19 protein-coding genes and 1 other RNA gene are annotated in these 16,604 nt (G+C 62.4%); 2 read left to right on the top strand and 18 right to left on the bottom strand.

The features are described 5' to 3' along the window. Positions 1 to 36 precede the first annotated feature (36 nt). On the bottom strand, positions 37 to 1,101 hold the full coding sequence (locus G6N43_RS24165) for an ATP-grasp domain-containing protein (protein ID WP_197745392.1): 1,065 nt from the start codon (positions 1,099 to 1,101) through the stop codon (positions 37 to 39). Between the two features lie 501 nt (positions 1,102 to 1,602). After that, positions 1,603 to 1,971, bottom strand: a transfer-messenger RNA (tmRNA) gene (gene ssrA, locus G6N43_RS24170). Positions 1,972 to 2,163: 192 nt separating this feature from the next. Here ssrA and G6N43_RS24175 point away from each other — a divergent pair. Then, positions 2,164 to 2,679 (top strand): nitroreductase family protein, encoded by a 516-nt coding sequence (locus G6N43_RS24175; RefSeq protein ID WP_083149301.1) that lies wholly within the window; start codon positions 2,164 to 2,166, stop codon positions 2,677 to 2,679. A 15-nt stretch (positions 2,680 to 2,694) separates the two neighbouring features. Here the strand turns inward: G6N43_RS24175 and G6N43_RS24180 are convergent, their stop codons facing one another. The 5 genes from G6N43_RS24180 to G6N43_RS24200 form a co-directional block, all read right to left on the bottom strand. Then, entirely contained in the window at positions 2,695 to 3,318 is a 624-nt protein-coding gene (locus G6N43_RS24180) for a peroxidase-related enzyme (RefSeq protein ID WP_083149485.1), read from the bottom strand. 85 nt (positions 3,319 to 3,403) lie between these two features. Then, the gene (locus G6N43_RS24185; RefSeq protein ID WP_083149300.1) at positions 3,404 to 4,255 is read right to left on the bottom strand and encodes a maleylpyruvate isomerase family mycothiol-dependent enzyme; all 852 of its coding nucleotides are present in this window, start codon (positions 4,253 to 4,255) and stop codon (positions 3,404 to 3,406) included. 66 nt (positions 4,256 to 4,321) lie between these two features. After that, positions 4,322 to 4,609: a cytochrome C oxidase subunit IV family protein gene (locus tag G6N43_RS24190; RefSeq protein WP_083149299.1), complete on the bottom strand. Its 288-nt coding sequence runs from the start codon at positions 4,607 to 4,609 to the stop codon at positions 4,322 to 4,324. A gap of 1 nt (position 4,610) precedes the next feature. Continuing rightward, on the bottom strand, positions 4,611 to 5,219 hold the full coding sequence (locus tag G6N43_RS24195) for a cytochrome c oxidase subunit 3 (protein ID WP_083149298.1): 609 nt from the start codon (positions 5,217 to 5,219) through the stop codon (positions 4,611 to 4,613). Then, a complete protein-coding gene (locus G6N43_RS24200) occupies positions 5,216 to 6,004 on the bottom strand; it encodes a DUF3784 domain-containing protein (protein WP_083149297.1) in 789 nt (262 codons plus the stop codon). The genes G6N43_RS24195 and G6N43_RS24200 overlap by 4 nt, the downstream gene beginning before the upstream one ends. Positions 6,005 to 6,521: 517 nt before the next feature. On the opposite strand from G6N43_RS24200, the gene G6N43_RS24205 reads away from it, so the two are divergent. Beyond that, positions 6,522 to 7,592, top strand: a complete 1,071-nt coding sequence (locus G6N43_RS24205) for an Lrp/AsnC family transcriptional regulator (protein ID WP_083149296.1) — start codon at positions 6,522 to 6,524, stop codon at positions 7,590 to 7,592. A gap of 27 nt (positions 7,593 to 7,619) precedes the next feature. On the opposite strand, the gene G6N43_RS30965 is transcribed toward G6N43_RS24205, so the two are convergent. From G6N43_RS30965 to G6N43_RS24260, 11 genes are all read right to left on the bottom strand, one after another. Further along, entirely contained in the window at positions 7,620 to 8,171 is a 552-nt protein-coding gene (locus G6N43_RS30965; RefSeq protein WP_083149295.1) for a hypothetical protein, read from the bottom strand. A 143-nt stretch (positions 8,172 to 8,314) separates the two neighbouring features. Further along, entirely contained in the window at positions 8,315 to 8,701 is a 387-nt protein-coding gene (locus tag G6N43_RS24215) for a hypothetical protein (RefSeq protein ID WP_234809988.1), read from the bottom strand. Then, the gene (locus tag G6N43_RS30765; protein ID WP_234809987.1) at positions 8,698 to 8,919 is read right to left on the bottom strand and encodes a hypothetical protein; all 222 of its coding nucleotides are present in this window, start codon (positions 8,917 to 8,919) and stop codon (positions 8,698 to 8,700) included. Before G6N43_RS30765 ends, G6N43_RS24215 begins: the two co-directional genes overlap by 4 nt. Positions 8,920 to 9,171: 252 nt before the next feature. Next, on the bottom strand, positions 9,172 to 9,702 hold the full coding sequence (locus G6N43_RS24225; protein WP_133056525.1) for a hypothetical protein: 531 nt from the start codon (positions 9,700 to 9,702) through the stop codon (positions 9,172 to 9,174). Between the two features lie 190 nt (positions 9,703 to 9,892). Next, positions 9,893 to 10,522 (bottom strand): hypothetical protein, encoded by a 630-nt coding sequence (locus tag G6N43_RS24230; protein ID WP_407664831.1) that lies wholly within the window; start codon positions 10,520 to 10,522, stop codon positions 9,893 to 9,895. A 46-nt stretch (positions 10,523 to 10,568) separates the two neighbouring features. Next, positions 10,569 to 11,525: an MlaD family protein gene (locus G6N43_RS24235; RefSeq protein ID WP_083149294.1), complete on the bottom strand. Its 957-nt coding sequence runs from the start codon at positions 11,523 to 11,525 to the stop codon at positions 10,569 to 10,571. Then, positions 11,522 to 12,505 carry an MlaD family protein gene (locus G6N43_RS24240; RefSeq protein WP_179967914.1) on the bottom strand — a complete coding sequence of 328 codons (984 nt, stop codon included), beginning with the start codon at positions 12,503 to 12,505 and terminating at the stop codon, positions 11,522 to 11,524. Before G6N43_RS24240 ends, G6N43_RS24235 begins: the two co-directional genes overlap by 4 nt. Continuing rightward, a complete protein-coding gene (locus tag G6N43_RS24245; RefSeq protein ID WP_083149293.1) occupies positions 12,502 to 13,542 on the bottom strand; it encodes an MlaD family protein in 1,041 nt (346 codons plus the stop codon). Before G6N43_RS24245 ends, G6N43_RS24240 begins: the two co-directional genes overlap by 4 nt. Before the next feature lie 56 nt (positions 13,543 to 13,598). Continuing rightward, positions 13,599 to 14,558, bottom strand: a complete 960-nt coding sequence (locus G6N43_RS24250; RefSeq protein ID WP_083149479.1) for an MlaD family protein — start codon at positions 14,556 to 14,558, stop codon at positions 13,599 to 13,601. Continuing rightward, positions 14,555 to 15,559, bottom strand: a complete 1,005-nt coding sequence (locus tag G6N43_RS24255) for an MlaD family protein (protein ID WP_083149292.1) — start codon at positions 15,557 to 15,559, stop codon at positions 14,555 to 14,557. The genes G6N43_RS24250 and G6N43_RS24255 overlap by 4 nt, the downstream gene beginning before the upstream one ends. Then, positions 15,556 to 16,596, bottom strand: coding sequence for an MlaD family protein (locus G6N43_RS24260; protein WP_083149478.1), 1,041 nt, complete (start codon positions 16,594 to 16,596; stop codon positions 15,556 to 15,558). Before G6N43_RS24260 ends, G6N43_RS24255 begins: the two co-directional genes overlap by 4 nt. Positions 16,597 to 16,604: the final 8 nt, after the last annotated feature.

Consider the following 16,604-nt stretch of genomic DNA (forward strand, 5'->3'; position numbering starts at 1 on the left):
GGGAGGGTGGGCGACCTTGGGAATCGCGATGGGGTTTCACGAGCAGTACCGGTCGAGATAGTCGATGGCACTGTGGAAGGCCTCACGCTGATTGCTTGCAATGACGATCCAGCCAACCTTGTCCTTGTTCGTCCGGGGCCGGCCCGGCGACAGTTTCGCGGGGTCGACGTGGAGCCTGACGATGTCGACGCCGCGCATAGCTTTCCGAAGCACCTCTGGCTCGGTGGGTTCATAGAACTGATGCGATGCTGCGTACATGTAACGCGCACGTTCCTCGGAGTCGGTGAAAGTGGTTGCGTCGCTATGCCAGCGGAGTGTTTCCCTGACTTGACTGATTCCGGTCGTGAGTTCGACCAGCAGCCCGATGTAGTCGCCACCGACGCGATTGTTGATCTCGATCAGTCGAAGTTTGTCGTCCGCGATCTTCAACTCGATATGGCACGGCCCGTGCTGATGTCGTATCCGCGTGAGCAATCGTTCGCAGTAGCCGCTGATCTGGTGGAACTGTTCGGCCCCGACGACGTCGGGGGAAATGATGTGTTGTTCCTCGGCCAGGGTGTTCCTGTGCAGTTTCTTGTTGGTCACAGCGAGAATCCGATGTTGGCCGTCGATGGTCAGCGTCTCGACACTGACCTCACGTCCCGTTAGATACTCTTCGGCCAGCGTGACGAAGTCTTTTCCACCCAACTGCGGTAGGGCAGTTGTCAATTCGCGCTCATCACGAATGAGGAACACGGCGTCACTGCCAGACCCCGTTGGATCCTTGAGAACTATTCCCCGACGGTGCTGGTCGAAGAAGACCTCGACCTCAGCCTGAGTACGGCATATCGCACTCTCGACGGCGAACTCTGAATCGGCGAGAAATTCCCGCATCAATCGTTTGTCGATGCACAGCTCGCATGCGGCCAGGCTGATTCCAGGGATCGCGAAGCGGTGACCGGCGAGCGCTGCGGGGAGCAAACCGGACTCGGTGAATGAAAAGATGTAGTCCACTCGCTTCGACTGTGTGACTCGTTCTAGCGCAGCGGCGACGGTATCCGGCTCGAAGTCAGGAATGGGGTGGATGTCATCGGTGAGCGTGCGCAGGTTCTCGCCGATCAAAGCCGAACGCTGTAGGACGCTGAAGTCGAAACCCAATCCCGCGCAGTGCGTGAACGTCTCATCATGGCCGCCCACGAGAACGATGTTCTTCATCGGGGACTCACCGCCGGTTTGGGACGCTGACTCATAAGCGTTGGCTTGTCGTCGGCCGGCGTGAAAACTCGAACCGATGCCCGCGCGGTTTCCACGCAGAGTTCACCGCTTGAAGGCAGCGGGCCGGACATCCGAGTAGTCATGAAACGATGGTGGGCGTCAAGAAGGGGGTTCCGTAATCGCAGGGAAGCCAGATTTCCCTGTTGGAAGGGAAGACTTTCCTAGCTGCGGGGTAAGGCACCCGGGGTCTGGTTGGTGACAGGCCAGCCGGCGTTAGTGGCAGCGGCTCACCTTGGTGACCGGTTGTGAATGCATACGACCTGGCCCTTGATGATGGCGCGTTGACCAGACAGCTCTGCGACGCCGTAGTGGCCAAATGAGAAGGGCCGCATCTCTGCGGCCCTTCTGTGGTGGAGCTGCCGGGAATCGAACCCGGGTCCTACGGCATTCCCTCAAGGCTTCTCCGTGCGCAGTTCGCTATGCCTCTACTCGGATCTCCTGATCACGCGAACAAGTCAGGATGACGATCCCAGTCGCTGTTTGGTGTCCCGATGAGTCCCGCGACCGAACTCATCGGTTGATCCCTCTAGATGACGCCAGGATCCGGGTCGAGGGCTCTCCCGGTCTGACGGACTCACAGTCGCTTAGGCAGCGAGTGCGAAGTCGCGCTGATTGGAATCGGCGCTTAATTGGTTGCAACGACGCTTACGGTGGTCTCTTGCCTGCACCGGCACGCTTCCCTTGATTCGATGCGCGAAGTCGAAACCGTTCAGCCCCTCGCATCCCCGCCGACCTTCGGCAGGACAGTTCATTCTACGCGAGCAGCAACAGTGCAGGCCACGGGTTTGTTCCCGCGTCGCGCGGTTTCCGCAGTTCAGATCCATGACCGCCGGGATCCGGGGCGAAATATTCGGCCCGCGGACCTCGTTTGTCGCTACGGGGAATCCCCCCGAGAGCGGAGGACCATATATGGAAGCCTGGGACGCCATCAGAGCCCGACGCAACGTCCGGAGCTACCTGGCCGACCCCGTCCCCGACGATGATCTGGACCGCATCGCGGAGGCGGGGTGGCGCGCCCCGTCGGCGTCGAACCGCCAGCACTGGGACTTCATCATCGTCACCGATCGCGAACATCTCGAGCAGCTTTCGACGGTCTGGCAGGGCGCACGTCACATCGCGGCCGCACCCGCCGCGATCGCGCTGGTCATCCCGGAGCCGTCCGACGAGCGAACGAAGCTGATCGATCAGTACGACCTGGGCCAGGCGACGTTTGCCATGATGATCGCGGCAACCGACCTCGGCATAGGCACCGGCCATTCGTCGGTGGGCGACCAGGAGAAGGCCCGCGCGATCCTCGGCGTCCCCGACGATCACATCGTCGCGTACCTGCTGGGCGTCGGGTATCCGGCCGACCGGCCGCTCAAGCCGATCGTCAAACCCAACCGCCGCCCGTTCGCGGAGGTCGTGCACCGCGGACGGTGGTGAGCCGCCCGTCGGTGGTCAGTGATTCGGGACGCCGGTGTACTCGGGGTTCGGCGGGACGGACAGGGCGATGCCGATCCGATTGGTCGCGCCGATGAACGCCGCGATCGAGATGCCCTCCAGGATGAGGTGATCGTCGAGCCCCAGCTGCCGCAGCCGGTCGAAGTCGGAGTCGCGGATGGACTGCGGGTCGTTGTTCACCGCCACCGCAAGGTCGGCGAGCGCCCGCTCGCGCTCGGTGAGCTCCGCGACCTGGTGGTGGTCGATCGCGACGCGCTGGCCGAAAGACCAGTCGCCAGCGACCTTCCCGAGCTTGTTGGCATGGTTGGTATGGCAGTAGGCGCACCGATTCTCTCCGGAGACGACGGTGGCGATGACCTCGCGCTCGCGCGCCGTCAAGCCGCCGCGACCGTCGGTCCCGAGCAGCGGCAGCAGGTAGGCGTTGAGCCTGCCGAGGTCGTCCTCGTTCAGTGACAGCGCGCGAAACCAGTTGGACGTCAGGCCTTCCTCGCGCAGCTGCTTGGTGAAGAAGCCGCGCACCCCGGGGTTCTTCAGCTCGTCGACCTCGGGCACCTCGAGCCTCGAGATCCGGGTGGGCGTCAGGCCGTTGGCAGCGACGGGGGCGTCCGCAGTAGTCGTCATGGAAGGCAGCATGCGTCCGACGACCGTCACGGCCAACAGTTCGGCCACAGAAGAATTCAAACCTTGCGCACAGCGCGGTCGTTTCTCAGATCACATAGTTGAGGTGCTCGACGATCCGCCTGCCGACGGCCTGGTCGCCGCCGTAGGTGATCTCGTCGGCGTGCTGCTCCAGCGAGGTGCGTCCGCCGGCCAGCCGTGCGAACAGGAGCCCGTCAAGTTGGATCGTCGACGTGGGGTCCTCGTCGCCGAAGTCGTCGACGACCTTGGCGCGCCCCTCGACCGCCACGTTGATCGTCCGTCCCAGCGGCCCCGTCAGCTCGAACGAGACGCGCGACCCGTCCGGAGCGCCGCCCAGCTTGCCGACAACGAAACCCATGCTCGCCGCCATCTCGTCCAGCGCGAAATCGGAGGCGGGCCCGACGAGCTCGCCCGCGCTGGCAGGGGCGCCGACGGCGTCGCGGATGTCATGTTCGTGCATCCAGCAGTCGAAGGTGCGCACGCGCATGAACCGTCCGTAGCTGTCCGGTCCGGCCGGTGTGAACGTCACGTCGTTCCATTGGGCATTGGAGAGATCGGACAATGCTTGTCGCCGTTCCGCGGTCGTGGCGCGGAACATGTCGAGCAGCTCGGCGGCGCTGAGGGTCCGGAGCTTGCGCACCCAGCGCTCGTTCATGACGCCGATGTCGTTGCGAACATGTTCGAGCGTCGACACGTCGATGTCGGCCTCCGGGGTGTCGACGCCCTGGAGCATGGATTCGGTGCCGATGAGGTGGGACACCACGTCATGCACGTTCCAGCCGGGCAGCGGCGTGGGCGTCTGCCAGTCGGTGTCGCTGAGGTCGCCGACGAGCTCGTCGATGTCCCTCCATACGGCGAAAAGCCCGGAGAGCACGGCCGGCTTGTCGAGCACAGTGACGGGGCGCGAGGGGCTGCTCACCCAGCCGACGCTAGCCCTCGTGGGCCGCAAGTGTGCGCGAAATCGTGGGTCTTGTCGGTGCCGCTCCTAGAGCCCGATGTAGAGGCCGATGACGATGCCGGCGGTCAACACCGTCCACCCGTGGACGATCACTTTCAGCCAGGTCGGCGCATGCCGGATGTCCATGAAGTACTGCGTCACCAGGTAAACCTTGACGAACGCGATGACCAATATGACGGCCATCGCCAGCCTGCTGAAACCGAGGAGATGGTCGATGCCGAGCAGGTAGGAACCCAGGGTCAGCGCCGCCAGCACCACCCCGACGACCACGGCCGTCGTTTTCGTTGTTCCCGAACGTGTTTGGATCAGCGCCATCTCAGTTCACCAGGTAGAAGAGCGGAAAAAGGACCAGCCACAACAAGTCGACCATGTGCCAGTAACACGTCGCCGACACGAACAACTCACGATCCCGCGGCCCGGTCAGTCCCGAGGCCGTGCGTGGGCGGATCAGCCCCAGAACCAGGGTTCCGACGAGCACGTGGACCAGATGCGCACCCGTCACTGCGAAGAACAACATCCAGAAGGTGTTGGTATGGATCCACATCCCGTGGTCCATGGCCATGCCGTACTCCGCCGCCTTGATGATGAGGAACAACAGCCCGCAGGCCATCGCGGCGATCAGGCGCTGCGATGCTTCCCGGTACCGATCTTGTTGCGATGCGTCGATCGCCAGGACAACCAGTACCGAACCAATGATCAATACGACTGTGTTGACCAAACCCAATGGCTGATTTAGTAGCGACTGACCTTCGGCGAACATCGCGGGTTCATGCGCTCGGTTCCACACAATCACACCGAAAAGCGCTGTGAAGATGGCCATTTCGGTGAGGATGAAGACCCACACTCCGGCCTCGCCGGGGACGACGGCGGGTCGACGGGTCGGCGGCGCAGTGGTCGGGGTGCTCGCCACCGATTGACTCGTCATCGTGCGGTCACCTTTCGGGCGGGTGCGGGTGCCGCGTCCGCCGCTTGGTCGTTCGGGAGGACGCCGTTCTCCCCTCGCTCGAGCGCGAGGCTACGTCGATGCCCGAGAATCAACTGAATAAGCAGCATGATGTACCAGGCAAAGAAGATCGCGCCGGCGATCCAGAAGCTGATGAACCCGGTCCACGAGAAGGGCCCGCTGGTGAAGAACGGAATCAGCGACCCGGTGAGCGACCCGAACGCCATACACAGGCTGTACCAGCCGACCCACCGGGGAAAGATCGGAGTCGATGCTTTGTCGCTGAGGATCCCCCACGCGGTGGATGCCGCCTGGACCGCGCCGGGTTGCCACAACCCGATCAGGGCCAGCCACGTCACGTGGTTCAGCAATTGATACGTACTGTCCGGCATGTCCGGACGGAGCAGTCCTACCAACATCATCGAGCCGCAGATCATCATCAACGTTGCGGCGATGACGGCTGAGCCGAATTCGGTGACCGCAGCGACAAGTCCCACCCCGTGCACTCGACGCAACCGGTCAGCGATGGCCACGCCGAACGGCATGAAGCACGTGCCTCCGACGATCACCAAGATGACGCCGAGCCTCTTGAGATCCACGTTCTCGTGGAAGTAGGCCGCCGTCACATCGGCCGCATTCGGTCCGGGCGGGGGCAAGAATCCCGCAAGCAGGAATCCAAGGCCGATGAACGTCAAGATGCCAAGACCGGAGAGAATGCCGAACAGTCGGACGGCCGGAGGAACGTCCGAGGACGCCGTCTCAGTCATGCCGCGGTACCTCCGGTCAGCGGGTTCGCAGGCATCAGCAGGGCCCTCGCGTGCTCACAAGTCATGAGTGGACTCCTCGTTGATCCGTGCCTCACCAGGGCGTAAGGCTGCGGATGACGACCCGTGGGTGATCTCCGCGCCGAACGCGACTTCAGCATGCCACACACTCACAGCTACCGACAGTGATTGCGTAGTGAACAGCAGCATTTCCTACGCATTGTGCCACGATACCGGAAGATAGTCGGCAATATCGGGCAGGATTCAGCGACACGACCGAAGAATCGGGAGACTCTCAATCAGGTACATATAACGGAGATCACTTTCGATGATCCGCCGCATTAGCCCTCGAATGCGAATAATATTGGTTGTTTAGCTGCGCAAATTCGAACGCCAGGCCCCCGGGAGATACCGAGACATTGCCGAGTCCAAGCCTCGATCAGTCACCTTTTGTTACAGACAACAGCTCCGACAACTCCAGCGATCCGGCCACCGGATGCGTTGAGATGGCAGCGATTTGATGGGAGACGAGTCTGCTGACGCCAAGGACATGCGTCTGTCCCCGCCGGCCACGCAAGGGGCCTCGGCGGGTGTAGCCCTCCTACCCGGGAGCGATATCTCCGCGCTGCCCCGCGCGAACCTCGACGACCTCGATCGCGTCCTGATCGAATCGCTGCTGAACGACGGCAAGATGACGAACCGCGAGTTGGCCGCGCATGCCGGAATCAGCGAATCCGCGGTCAGCATCAGACTCCGCAAATTGACGGCGAGCGGCGCACTCATTTTCACGGCTGTGATCGATTGGGAAGCAGCCGGTTTCGAATGGTTCGTGATGGTCCGGCTGAAGACACACTCTCGGTCACCACGCGAAGTCGCCGACGAAGTGGCGGTGTTGGACCAGTGCGAGGCCGTCGCCGTGACCATCGGCACCCACGACGTCGTCGCGTTCTTCCTCGTCGAGGACCGCGCCGAGCTGCGTCAACTCACCAACTACGCCCTACCCGCGATCAAGGGCATTTCCGCGATGCGCGTCGATCTCGCCACCGACACATCGGTTACACCCAACGGCCGCAAGCTTTTCCTGGCACGCGGGGCGCCGCCCATCCGGCTACCCGCGCCGAAGGTCGAGCTGGACGATCTCGACGTGGCGATCCTGCAAGCACTGATCATCGACGGACGGCAGTCCAGTCGGAAGACAGCGCGAGCACTCAACGTCTCAGAAGGAACGATCCGTGCGCGAATGTCGCGGCTCACCCAAGCCGGTCTGGTGCGGGTCGTCGCCATGGTCGAACCGGTCGCGATGGGCCTGGCCGGTGTCATCGCGTTCGTGTCCATCAGGGCGGATCGCGCCAAGATCAACGAAATCCACGAACAGCTCGGCAAGGTACCGGATTTGGTGTTCATCGCGGTGTGTGTCGGCAGCTCCGATCTCAGCGTCGCAGTCACCGCAGCGGATCCTCAGCAACTGACCGAGCTCGTATCGTCGCGCATTCAAACGATCGACGGCGTGCAGGCCACCGACACCTTGTTCATGGTCGACGTCGTGCGATTCAGCCCGTATCTCAAGCGCCTCGATCCCACCGACGCATAGCGCGCGACTGACCAGCGTGCAGGCATGTCACCCGGGCGGCGATTGAACGGGCCTGGTGTCGGTCGGCCCTAGCCATCTCCAGCTTTGATCGGTCCACGGCGCCGACAACCAGGTCTTCGTCGGCTCGATGACGAACTTCATCGGACCGCGCTCACAGAATGTGCGATTGTCCGGCGTGACGGCGCATTTCGTGCCCTCATGCTGGATGAAGCTGCGCGGCGGCAACGGCTTCTCCGCCCGCGTTGCGGGGAATCTGACCGCCATCGACCAGTCGTAGTGCACGGCCCGATCCCCGTTGATCCATCCGATATGGCTCACTCCGGCAGGTGCTCCGGGTATGTATCCGGTGCATCCGAAGTTGCCGCGGCCCCAGATGCCGCAGTTCTGTCCTGTCGGTGCGACAAACCACACGCCTCCGGGAAGAGCGAAAGTGTTTGCATCCAGCTGCTGGTAGTACCGAATATCTGGCCACGGGCTGGGCTCTTCTGGCGGTGGCGGCGGAGGCGCGGGTGCCGCGGGGTCCGCGTGAGCCGTTGGAACGGTACCCACAGCCAGTGTCACCGTTAGCGCGGCCGCCATGACAAACGCACACCGGACCGCTTGAGATATGACTGACGCGGCCGTCGGAATTGATTCTCGGCAATGCCTTTGGCGTTGGTCGGACATCTGGTCATCCTTCCCGATGCGGACCGCGCGGTAAGTTTTCATCAGCACCTGCCGCACTAGAAGATGTGCGGCGTGTTGCCGTAACACGTCGCGTTTCCTAGATCGAGGGTGCTCTGGCAGAGCACCTTGCCGTCGTGAATGATGCGAACGGTGACCCACTTGTTCGGCCGTTCGTTAGGCCGCCAATCCGCTCGAATTTCCGCGCGGTCTATGCCTCCGAGCACCGCTGTATCCATCCGCCAGGGCAGCGCGGCTTGCCAGATGAAAGCCCGTTGCAGTGGATCCATATAGACGATGTTCACGCGGTCGATGAAGTTGGAGACGACTTCGTACGTCACCACATCATCGGTCGCCTGCGCGCACGGCGTGGCGGGCATGGAACCGAACGCCGCGAGGAACGCTGCGGCCACGAAGCTCAGGACTTGCCGGCGGATCGGGATCATGGTCCGACCAGCACTACGGTCGCGAGGTTCTTCCCAGTGCTCTCGTTCCACAGCATGCTCACGCCGAACTTCGTGTATGCGCAGTCGGGGATGGCCTGGTATCCCTGCAGGAGAACGCTTCTGATGGAATCACCGGTGTTTGGGGCGGCACCGTACAGTGAAATCGCCTTCCCGCCTGCTACGCCGAGATCGTGGATGATCGGCAGGGGGTCGGCCACGGGTACATGTCTCGCTGTGTGATTGAGGTAGACATCGCTTGACCGATTGACGATCTCTGCGGCTTCCTCGACGACGGGGTCATATTCCAACTGGCCACATGTCGATGATCCGCGAACCTGTTCGACGGCCCCTTGCAGGCTCGGGGCAGGATCAGCTGTTGCCGGACAGGCCAACACGACGGTTGCCGTCAGGGTCGCCGACGCTGCGGCGATAATTCTCGGGCTCCGAATAGGTTTCACGTCATCCACCAGTCAGTCGCATACGTGTTGGCGCTCGATCTTGCTGCCGAAGCGCATCATCTGCTGAAACGACGGACCGCTGTGCCAGGCCGGCATGCGCGCCTTGATGCCGTCCCGCACGTTCGACATCTGTTGCCACAGCCGGTAGAAGCTCTCGCTGCCGTACAGGGGGAAGAACAACCCGCCCAGGTAGTCCTCCCCGATGGTGAACGTCTGGACTCTGGGAGTAATGAAGTCCAACGAACGGTCGAGGTTGGCTGTTACGGCGTCGGCCTGCTGGGGGATGCTTGGGGCCGTCCAGTCGCCGTTGGCAGTAATCAGGTGCATGTTGAGCCGCTCGGTCTGCGCGCGTAACTGCTCGAATTGCGAGGTGTACCACTGGCACAACTCTGCTTCAGCAGTGATATCCGCGGGGGTGACCTGATCCCGCCATTCTTCAAACGGATACGGATACTTCGGCGTCCAATTCGACGGAGTGGGGGTGATCACCGGAAGCAGCGGGGCCGGAGAGTCATCGTTTCTGATCGGATCGGCGAATGGCACGTACGTCTCACCCGGCCCAGGGGGAGGCTCCGGCGCCCAGTCGCTCGGGTCAGCGAGAGCAGGACCGGCCAACAGCGCTACCACGGACGCAGCGACCGCAATGATTGCCGCAATAGCGCCTGCCCGGCGCACATCGCTGCCACACAACATGTTTCGCTCCCTCCAGCGAAGACCGGCCGTCACGACGCGTCTAACCGGAAGGGACCACGGCGTCAATGCCGCCTACATCGGTGATCTGCCAATTCTGGTTACCGTCCATCGTGACGCTGTAGGTCGCTGTCGACTGCAGGCCTTCGGGTGCTTGAGACGTCTTCGTAAGGACGCTGACGAACGCATCGACGACATAGATTCCGCCGGATTCCGACCGCACCTTTGCCACCAACGGCTTGGCGGTGGAGTCCCACTTGAGTGGCACCAGAAGCTGTTCCATCGAGTCGGCCGCTTTGGAGAGCTTGTCCTTCAGCTCCGGCGAAGTCCCCTCGACAAGCTTGGTCTTCCAGGCGCCTAGATCCTGGTAGTTCATCTCAGCGGCGTTGACCGCATAGTCCAGCGCCGCATTCTCGGCGTGTTTGAAGTTCTCCGCCTGCCGGGCTTGTGCTGCGAGTTCCTGCTCAGCACCCATGTACAGCCATGTCAGGACTCCGACGGCGATGGCCAGGAGCGCGATGACGGCCCCGATGACCAGCGATCGCACCGACACCGTCGCGGTCGCACGTCGGCTTTCCGCCTTCGGAACGTCCTCGGCTTCTCCGGCTTTCACCTTCGGGGCGCTGCTGGCGCTCTCGTCCAGATCGGCGCTTGCGGTTTCTGTGGTCGGCATTTCGGGCTCCTCATCCGTCATTGTTTGGCACCTTTCGGCAGCTGGATCACGGCGGCGGGATGGTGACGTGCAATGTGATTGCACCATCCTCGGGTACTGCGGCCAGCATGCTCGACAAGATCCGACCCGAGTCGAAGTTCATCAGCGATCCCGCGATGCCGCTCATCTTCGGCAACAGCGCCTCGGTGATGACCTTGAGATCCGGTGCGCGATCATCCAGGAACGTTTGAATGCGTCCCAAGAAGGTTTGGAGCAACTGCAAATTGTGCGGGTTGTTGTCCCGGACCAGGTCCATCGCGACGTCATACATGTGGTGCAGTCGGGGCCCGAGTAGACGCAGGTCCGGCACCAAACTGGCCAAGGTGGGGCCGAGCCAGTCGGCGTTCTCCAGAAGTGTCTGCATGTTGGCGAGAGTGAGCTGCCCGCGGCCATTCATGTCCGATGTGGCGTTTCGCAGCAGCACGCTCGTGCGGCGCAGATTGGTCAAGACGACGTCTGGATCCGGAAGCGCGGCATCCGCTTCCCCGACGATCTGCTTGAGTTGCCCCGGGTCCATCTGCCGCAACACGCGCACGACGCTGGTTGCCAACTCCGAAATCGACGGGGGCTGCTGAATGACTTCGGTCGCAATCCGCTGACCGCTTTGCAGCATCGGACCGGCCGAATTCTGCGGGAACAGGGCGATATAGGTTTCGCCGAGCGCGGACAGGTTCTCCAGTCGAACAAAGGTGTCGACGGGAACTCTATGGTCGCCTTCGACGTAGAAGTCGACGGTGGCGCGATCAACGTTCGCATCGATGCGAGTGACCTTGCCCACCGGGACCCCGCGCAGGAGAACCCTGGAGTCGACGACCAGCCCGTTGATGTCGGGCACGTCCATGGAGAGGTCGATGCGGTCGGAAGGTGGGCTGATCCGGATTCCCAGTGCCGCGACATACGCAATGCCGAACACGATGATCGCCGCAAAGACGCCGAACGACAGCAACACTCGCACCAGTCTCATGGCATCGCTCCCAGCATTCGGAGCACATCCTCGACGTTGCCTGACATTTCGCGGCCGTCAGGTCCGACGATCGAGGTGATGTTGATCGCGGGATACTTGTCGACCGGCAGGAACAGGTCGGTCCACAGCTTGCGCCACCTCGGGATCTCGTCCTCGACGGCCCACTTGCTGTGCTGGATGGCCTCCATCGTCGTCCCGAGCGATTCCAGCAGGGGAACCAGCCAATAGCCACCGCTGTAGATGCTGCCGATGGACGGCAGCAGAATTCCGACGTAGGAGGCGACTTCGGTGCCCCGGTCGAAGCCCAACATGCCTGCGGGTGAGAACCAGTGCTGGAATTTCGGCAGCTTCGCGTACATGACATCGCCGGTGCCGGCGACCCCTTCGAGCCACTTGTCCACGACATCGAGGTTGGTCGACAGATCCGATAGGTCGACGGCGACGCGGCTCGCCAATTCCCGGATCTCGGCCTCGGGTGGATTCAGGTTGTTGATGCGAATCACCGAGTTCTGGGCACGCTGGATCGAGCCGCTCGCAACGAAATTCGCGAGGTTGGCGATGGTGTCTTCGAGCTGGGGCGGCGATGTTGTTTGCACGAGCGGGACTCGGCCGCCCGGCATCAGGGGCGGTGCGGAGACGTTCGCATCGGGTTCGAGTGCCACGTAGATGTCACCGAGCACTGTGGCTTGCTGCAGCGTCGCATGAACGTTTGACGGCACCTCGACACCGGAGGCGATGCGTGAGGTCACGTTCGCGTGGCCGTCGGCGATGTTGATACCGGTGACCACGCCGACGTCGGTGCCGTCGAGCACCACCTTCGCGCGGTCGGGCAAGTTGAGGACGTTGGCGAACTCGAGCACGATGTCGTAGCCGTCGCGGTAGGCATTGCCGGGTTGGGGTAACGAGTTGACCGTGATCGACGCGCATGACGAGATAAGCGCGGCACATGCGAGCAACGCCGCCGCGATCCGCCGGCTCATCGGTGCGCCGCCTGCATGAGCACGTACTGCAACAGCGCAACGTCAACGGCGTAGGGCTGGCCGGCCACGTCAGCGCAACTGCCGGGCATCACGGTGTTCATGAATCCGCACTGGGCCAGTCCGTCGTGTGTCGGGATCCGGTACATCGGCGGCCGCCACGCAATGGTGAACTGCTGCTTGTTGAAATGGTTGGCGGCGGTGTTGATCCACCACGGCACGGGATTGAACAAGTCGGCGAGCGCGTTCGAATGCGGAGTGATTTTCCGCAACGCCATGGACACCGAATCGAGCGTCAGCTGAGTCTCGTCGCCCATGTTGTTCTCGAGGTCCGCGACCAGCGTGACCAGCTCCGGGAAGACGTCGGTGAACCGTGCTCCCCCATCGAACGCCGAGTTGACGTCGGGAGTGGTCTCCACGGCATCGAGCAGGATCTGCTTCATCGGACCCCTGATCTCGGTCAAGGTGGTCGTCAGGTCCGACAGGTTGGCAACGACGGAAGCCATGTCACTGATCGCCTCATCCGGACTGTCGAGCAAGGCAGAAGAAGTCGACAGCAGTCGGTTCACGCCTGCACCGTTGTCGTGGAGCGATCGCGCCAGGCCGTCGATCGTGCCCGCGACGTTGCTCGAGTCTTCTGGCGAGATCGAGTTGACGAATTCGGTGGCCGACCCGATCACCTCCGACAGCGACTTCGGAGTGACGCTGTGGTTCAGCGGAATGCAGTGTCCAGGAGCCAATTTAGGCCCGGACTCGTAGTTCCCGACCAGCTCCAACGCCCGATCGGCGAGGATCGAGGTCGACCTCGTTATCGCCTTGACGTCCGCAGGCAACGGGTTGTCGGCGGCCACCGAGAATTCGACCTGCACGTCGGTGGTTCTGTCGGAGATTCTGGTCACCTCGCCGATGCGGTAACCCATCTGGGTAACCGGGTTGCCGACGTAGAGGCCGATGCTGTCGGACATGATCGCGCAGTAGCCGACCGCCTGCTTCTGCCTCGCCGGTGCGGCACAACCGAGTCCGGTGCCAGCGATCGTCATCGCGATACACCCGGCGGCGACAGACCGAAACCAGGTGCTATTGCGTGACGTTCTCATCAGCACGGACTCCCCGGCATCGGAAAGCACAGGTCCGTCGCCAGCAGCTCGGGACGCGCATTCTGCGCATCGAGCACGCGATCAAGTTTATTGCGCACCTTCCGCAGACTGCGGACGACGAGCCCGCTGCGGTCCGCCCACGAACGAAATGTCTGCTGCCAGTTGCGCATCTTCTCGATGAATCTCTGGCGATGCTTGTCGTAGAACGGCCCAAGCGGAAGGAGCGAGTCGCCCACCTCGCCCAGCGCCTGTAGCGCTCCGGCGAATCCTTCGCCGTAGATCACGAGTGTCTGCTCGAGGATGGCGACTTTCGAAATGAGGACCTTGAGCCCGTCCTTGTAGTTGGCCAAGCTCTCGATGTACTCGTCAGACAGGTTGAGAATCGCCGAGATCTGTCCGCGCTGACGGTCCAATGTCTCGACGAGGCTGTTGCCTGCTTTGATGACGGCCGACACCGTTTCCGTGTTGGTGCCGGCGAGGCCCCGCTCGATCTCGTCGATCGATTCGCGGATCGGCTTCGGTGCCACCTGATCGGTGATCTTCGTGGCATCCGTCAGCGTCTGCACGAGGTTGTACGGCATCGTGACCCGTTCTACGGGGATCACCCGGTTGCCGAGCGGGCTGTCGCCCAAGGACGTGATGTTCACGTAGTAGCCGCCGACGACGGTGAGCATGCGGACGTCGACCTGTGACTGATCCCCCACGAAGGCGGCGGCGTCCACGCTTGTGTCCACCTTCACGCGAGTCGGCTCTTTGGAAAGCGACTTCACCTTTCCGACGTCGATCCCGGCAATGCGGACCGAATCTCCTGGGCGCACCGACGATGCGTCGGTGGTGTAGAAGGAAACGGTCTGCCGTCCGGGGGGACTGATGTACAGCATCGCCACGATGACGGCCACGGCAGTGAGGACGGCCAATGCCACCACCCCGTAGGCCGTCGGGTTTCGCAACACCTTCACGAGTTGCACAGGACCACCTTCTGACCGTTGAGGAGAACGTCCATCATCGGCGGCAGCTGGGCGGGTCCGCGTGAGCACGTGAGCGGCTCCCCTTCGGCAACGGCTGGCGACTCGATGCCCTCCCAGATGACAGGAAACCGTTTGAACGCCTCAATGGCGTTGTCCAGGTTCGTGAACGCCTTGTCCAGGGCCGTGTCGAGATCGACGCCGGGCTTCAACCCGAACGCGCGCATCAGCCGCGCCACCGGAAGCGCAAAGCCCGGTCCATAGAGATCCGACTTCCGAAACTCATCCATAATCGAAAGTGCTTGATCCAATGGTCGATTGACCCAGTCAATGACCTGAACCAACTTCTGCGAATTGCCACCCATCTCCGCAGCGACCGCATCCAGATTGTGCATCAACGTGGCCACAACCTGCTGACGATCCGACACGAACCGAGTGAGCGTTCGGATGCTGTCGAGCATGGGACCCAACCCGCTTCCGTCCCCCGCGAGGTATGCGGCCGCATTGGAGGTGAACGTGTTGATCTCGTCGGGACTCAGGGTGGCAAGGACCGGTTGCAGGCCATTGAACAAGGTGGTGATGTCCAGCGACGGTTGCGTCATAGCCGTCGGCACGTGTGTCACGACCTGTGCCGTCGGATCGTCTTCCGCCGGGTCGACCACGTCGACGTAACGCAGACCCGTCAGCGCCTGGTACTTGACGGCCAATCTCGTCTTCGGGGTCACCGCGAATCGCTTGTCGAGCGTGAAGCCGACCCTTGCCAGGCTCTGCCCGGATTCCCGTACCAGCTCGATCGACTTGACCTTGCCGACGCGTACGCCCATCACCCGCACATCAGCGTCGAGGTGAAGACCCGATACGTCCGTGAAAGCAGCCGTATAGTCCCGCGTTTCGCCCGAAACCGGCTGAAGCATCACGTTCGCCAACAGAATGAAGAGCACCAGCGCGGCGGCTGCGCTGAGCCCGAATCGCCAAAGATCGCCGATGTGCTTCATGGCGTGGCTCCCATCACGGCCAGTGGGGCCGCGACGCCGGGCAGGCTGTCGAGAACGATGTGTACCTGCATCGCCCTCTGCTCGGGTGTGCCGCCGTACATGTTCTCGAAGCGCTGCCGCAGTTCCACCAGGGTCTGGGAGATGTCCGGCGGTCTGACAAGTCCCGGCACCGTGTCGGAGAGGATCTTCACGATCTCGACCGCGGGGAGAAGGTCGTCGACGTGTGATGACTCCAGCCGACCCACGGCGGCGAAGAGTCCGAATGCGGCGAGCTCGACGGTGGGCAGATAGTGGTCCTTCCAGAACTGTTCTGTCACTTCACCGCCCGTATGGTCGAACTCGACCAATCCGGCGCGGTCAAACCTGTCGCCGGCGTCAGTCGCCGCATCCACGAAGCCCGGGAACGCAACGCTGAGGCCGGCCGCATTCCGCATCAATTGCGCCGTGCTCACCGTCTGCACGTTGTCGACGGCCTTGGTGACGGTCAACATCGTCTCGATCAAAGGATTCAGCCCGTCGACATACCGCGTGGATCGGTCGATGACGCTGACCAACTGCGGGGTGACGACACCATCGGTGATGTCACCCAATCGAGAGAGCAGGGTCTGCAACGTGTAGTTGCCGCGCGTGGCTGCCTCAATTTGCATACCGTCACGCAGTGGCTGGCCGCCTTGGCCCTTCGAGATGTTGATCCCTGTGACACCAAAGTAGTTAGCGGGACGGAAGTCGATAGTAAAGGTGTCGGTGAGCCCTGCGGCCGCACTGCTGCGTAGGTCGGCATCGAGACGCACGGCGCCGCCGGGCAAACTCGAGACACTCTTGACCTCCCCCACTTCGACGCCGTGCATGATCAGGGCCGTGCCCGTGTCGACACCCTGTCCGACGTACGGACTGTCGATCTGTATTGAGATCAGATCCTTTTGCCGGCTCGCGAAGGGATTGGCGACGACGAGTGCGACTACGGCGGCGATCGTTGCAAAGACGCCAATGCCGACGACGGTGAGGATGCGTGTCTCCTCGTCCGCTGTCTTTCGCATGAGCACGT

The sequence above is a fragment of the Mycolicibacterium moriokaense genome (assembly GCF_010726085.1).
In the GTDB taxonomy this organism is placed as follows: domain Bacteria; phylum Actinomycetota; class Actinomycetes; order Mycobacteriales; family Mycobacteriaceae; genus Mycobacterium; species Mycobacterium moriokaense.

What these genes read in the sequence shown, in the direction of transcription:
- G6N43_RS24260 (WP_083149478.1), bottom strand. Translation starts at nt 16,596, where the DNA reads ATGCGAAAGACAGCGGACGAGGAGACACGCATCCTCACCGTCGTCGGC.
- G6N43_RS24255 (WP_083149292.1), bottom strand. Translation starts at nt 15,559, where the DNA reads ATGAAGCACATCGGCGATCTTTGGCGATTCGGGCTCAGCGCAGCCGCC.
- G6N43_RS24235 (WP_083149294.1), bottom strand. Translation starts at nt 11,525, where the DNA reads ATGAGACTGGTGCGAGTGTTGCTGTCGTTCGGCGTCTTTGCGGCGATC.
- G6N43_RS30965 (WP_083149295.1), bottom strand. Translation starts at nt 8,171, where the DNA reads ATGGCGGCCGCGCTAACGGTGACACTGGCTGTGGGTACCGTTCCAACG.
- G6N43_RS24245 (WP_083149293.1), bottom strand. Translation starts at nt 13,542, where the DNA reads ATGACGATCGCTGGCACCGGACTCGGTTGTGCCGCACCGGCGAGGCAG.
- G6N43_RS24190 (WP_083149299.1), bottom strand. Translation starts at nt 4,609, where the DNA reads ATGGCGCTGATCCAAACACGTTCGGGAACAACGAAAACGACGGCCGTG.
- G6N43_RS24215 (WP_234809988.1), bottom strand. Translation starts at nt 8,701, where the DNA reads ATGATCCCGATCCGCCGGCAAGTCCTGAGCTTCGTGGCCGCAGCGTTC.
- G6N43_RS24200 (WP_083149297.1), bottom strand. Translation starts at nt 6,004, where the DNA reads ATGACTGAGACGGCGTCCTCGGACGTTCCTCCGGCCGTCCGACTGTTC.
- G6N43_RS24240 (WP_179967914.1), bottom strand. Translation starts at nt 12,505, where the DNA reads ATGAGCCGGCGGATCGCGGCGGCGTTGCTCGCATGTGCCGCGCTTATC.
- G6N43_RS24195 (WP_083149298.1), bottom strand. Translation starts at nt 5,219, where the DNA reads ATGACGAGTCAATCGGTGGCGAGCACCCCGACCACTGCGCCGCCGACC.
- G6N43_RS24180 (WP_083149485.1), bottom strand. Translation starts at nt 3,318, where the DNA reads ATGACGACTACTGCGGACGCCCCCGTCGCTGCCAACGGCCTGACGCCC.
- G6N43_RS24205 (WP_083149296.1), top strand. Translation starts at nt 6,522, where the DNA reads ATGGGAGACGAGTCTGCTGACGCCAAGGACATGCGTCTGTCCCCGCCG.
- G6N43_RS24230 (WP_407664831.1), bottom strand. Translation starts at nt 10,522, where the DNA reads ATGCCGACCACAGAAACCGCAAGCGCCGATCTGGACGAGAGCGCCAGC.
- G6N43_RS24175 (WP_083149301.1), top strand. Translation starts at nt 2,164, where the DNA reads ATGGAAGCCTGGGACGCCATCAGAGCCCGACGCAACGTCCGGAGCTAC.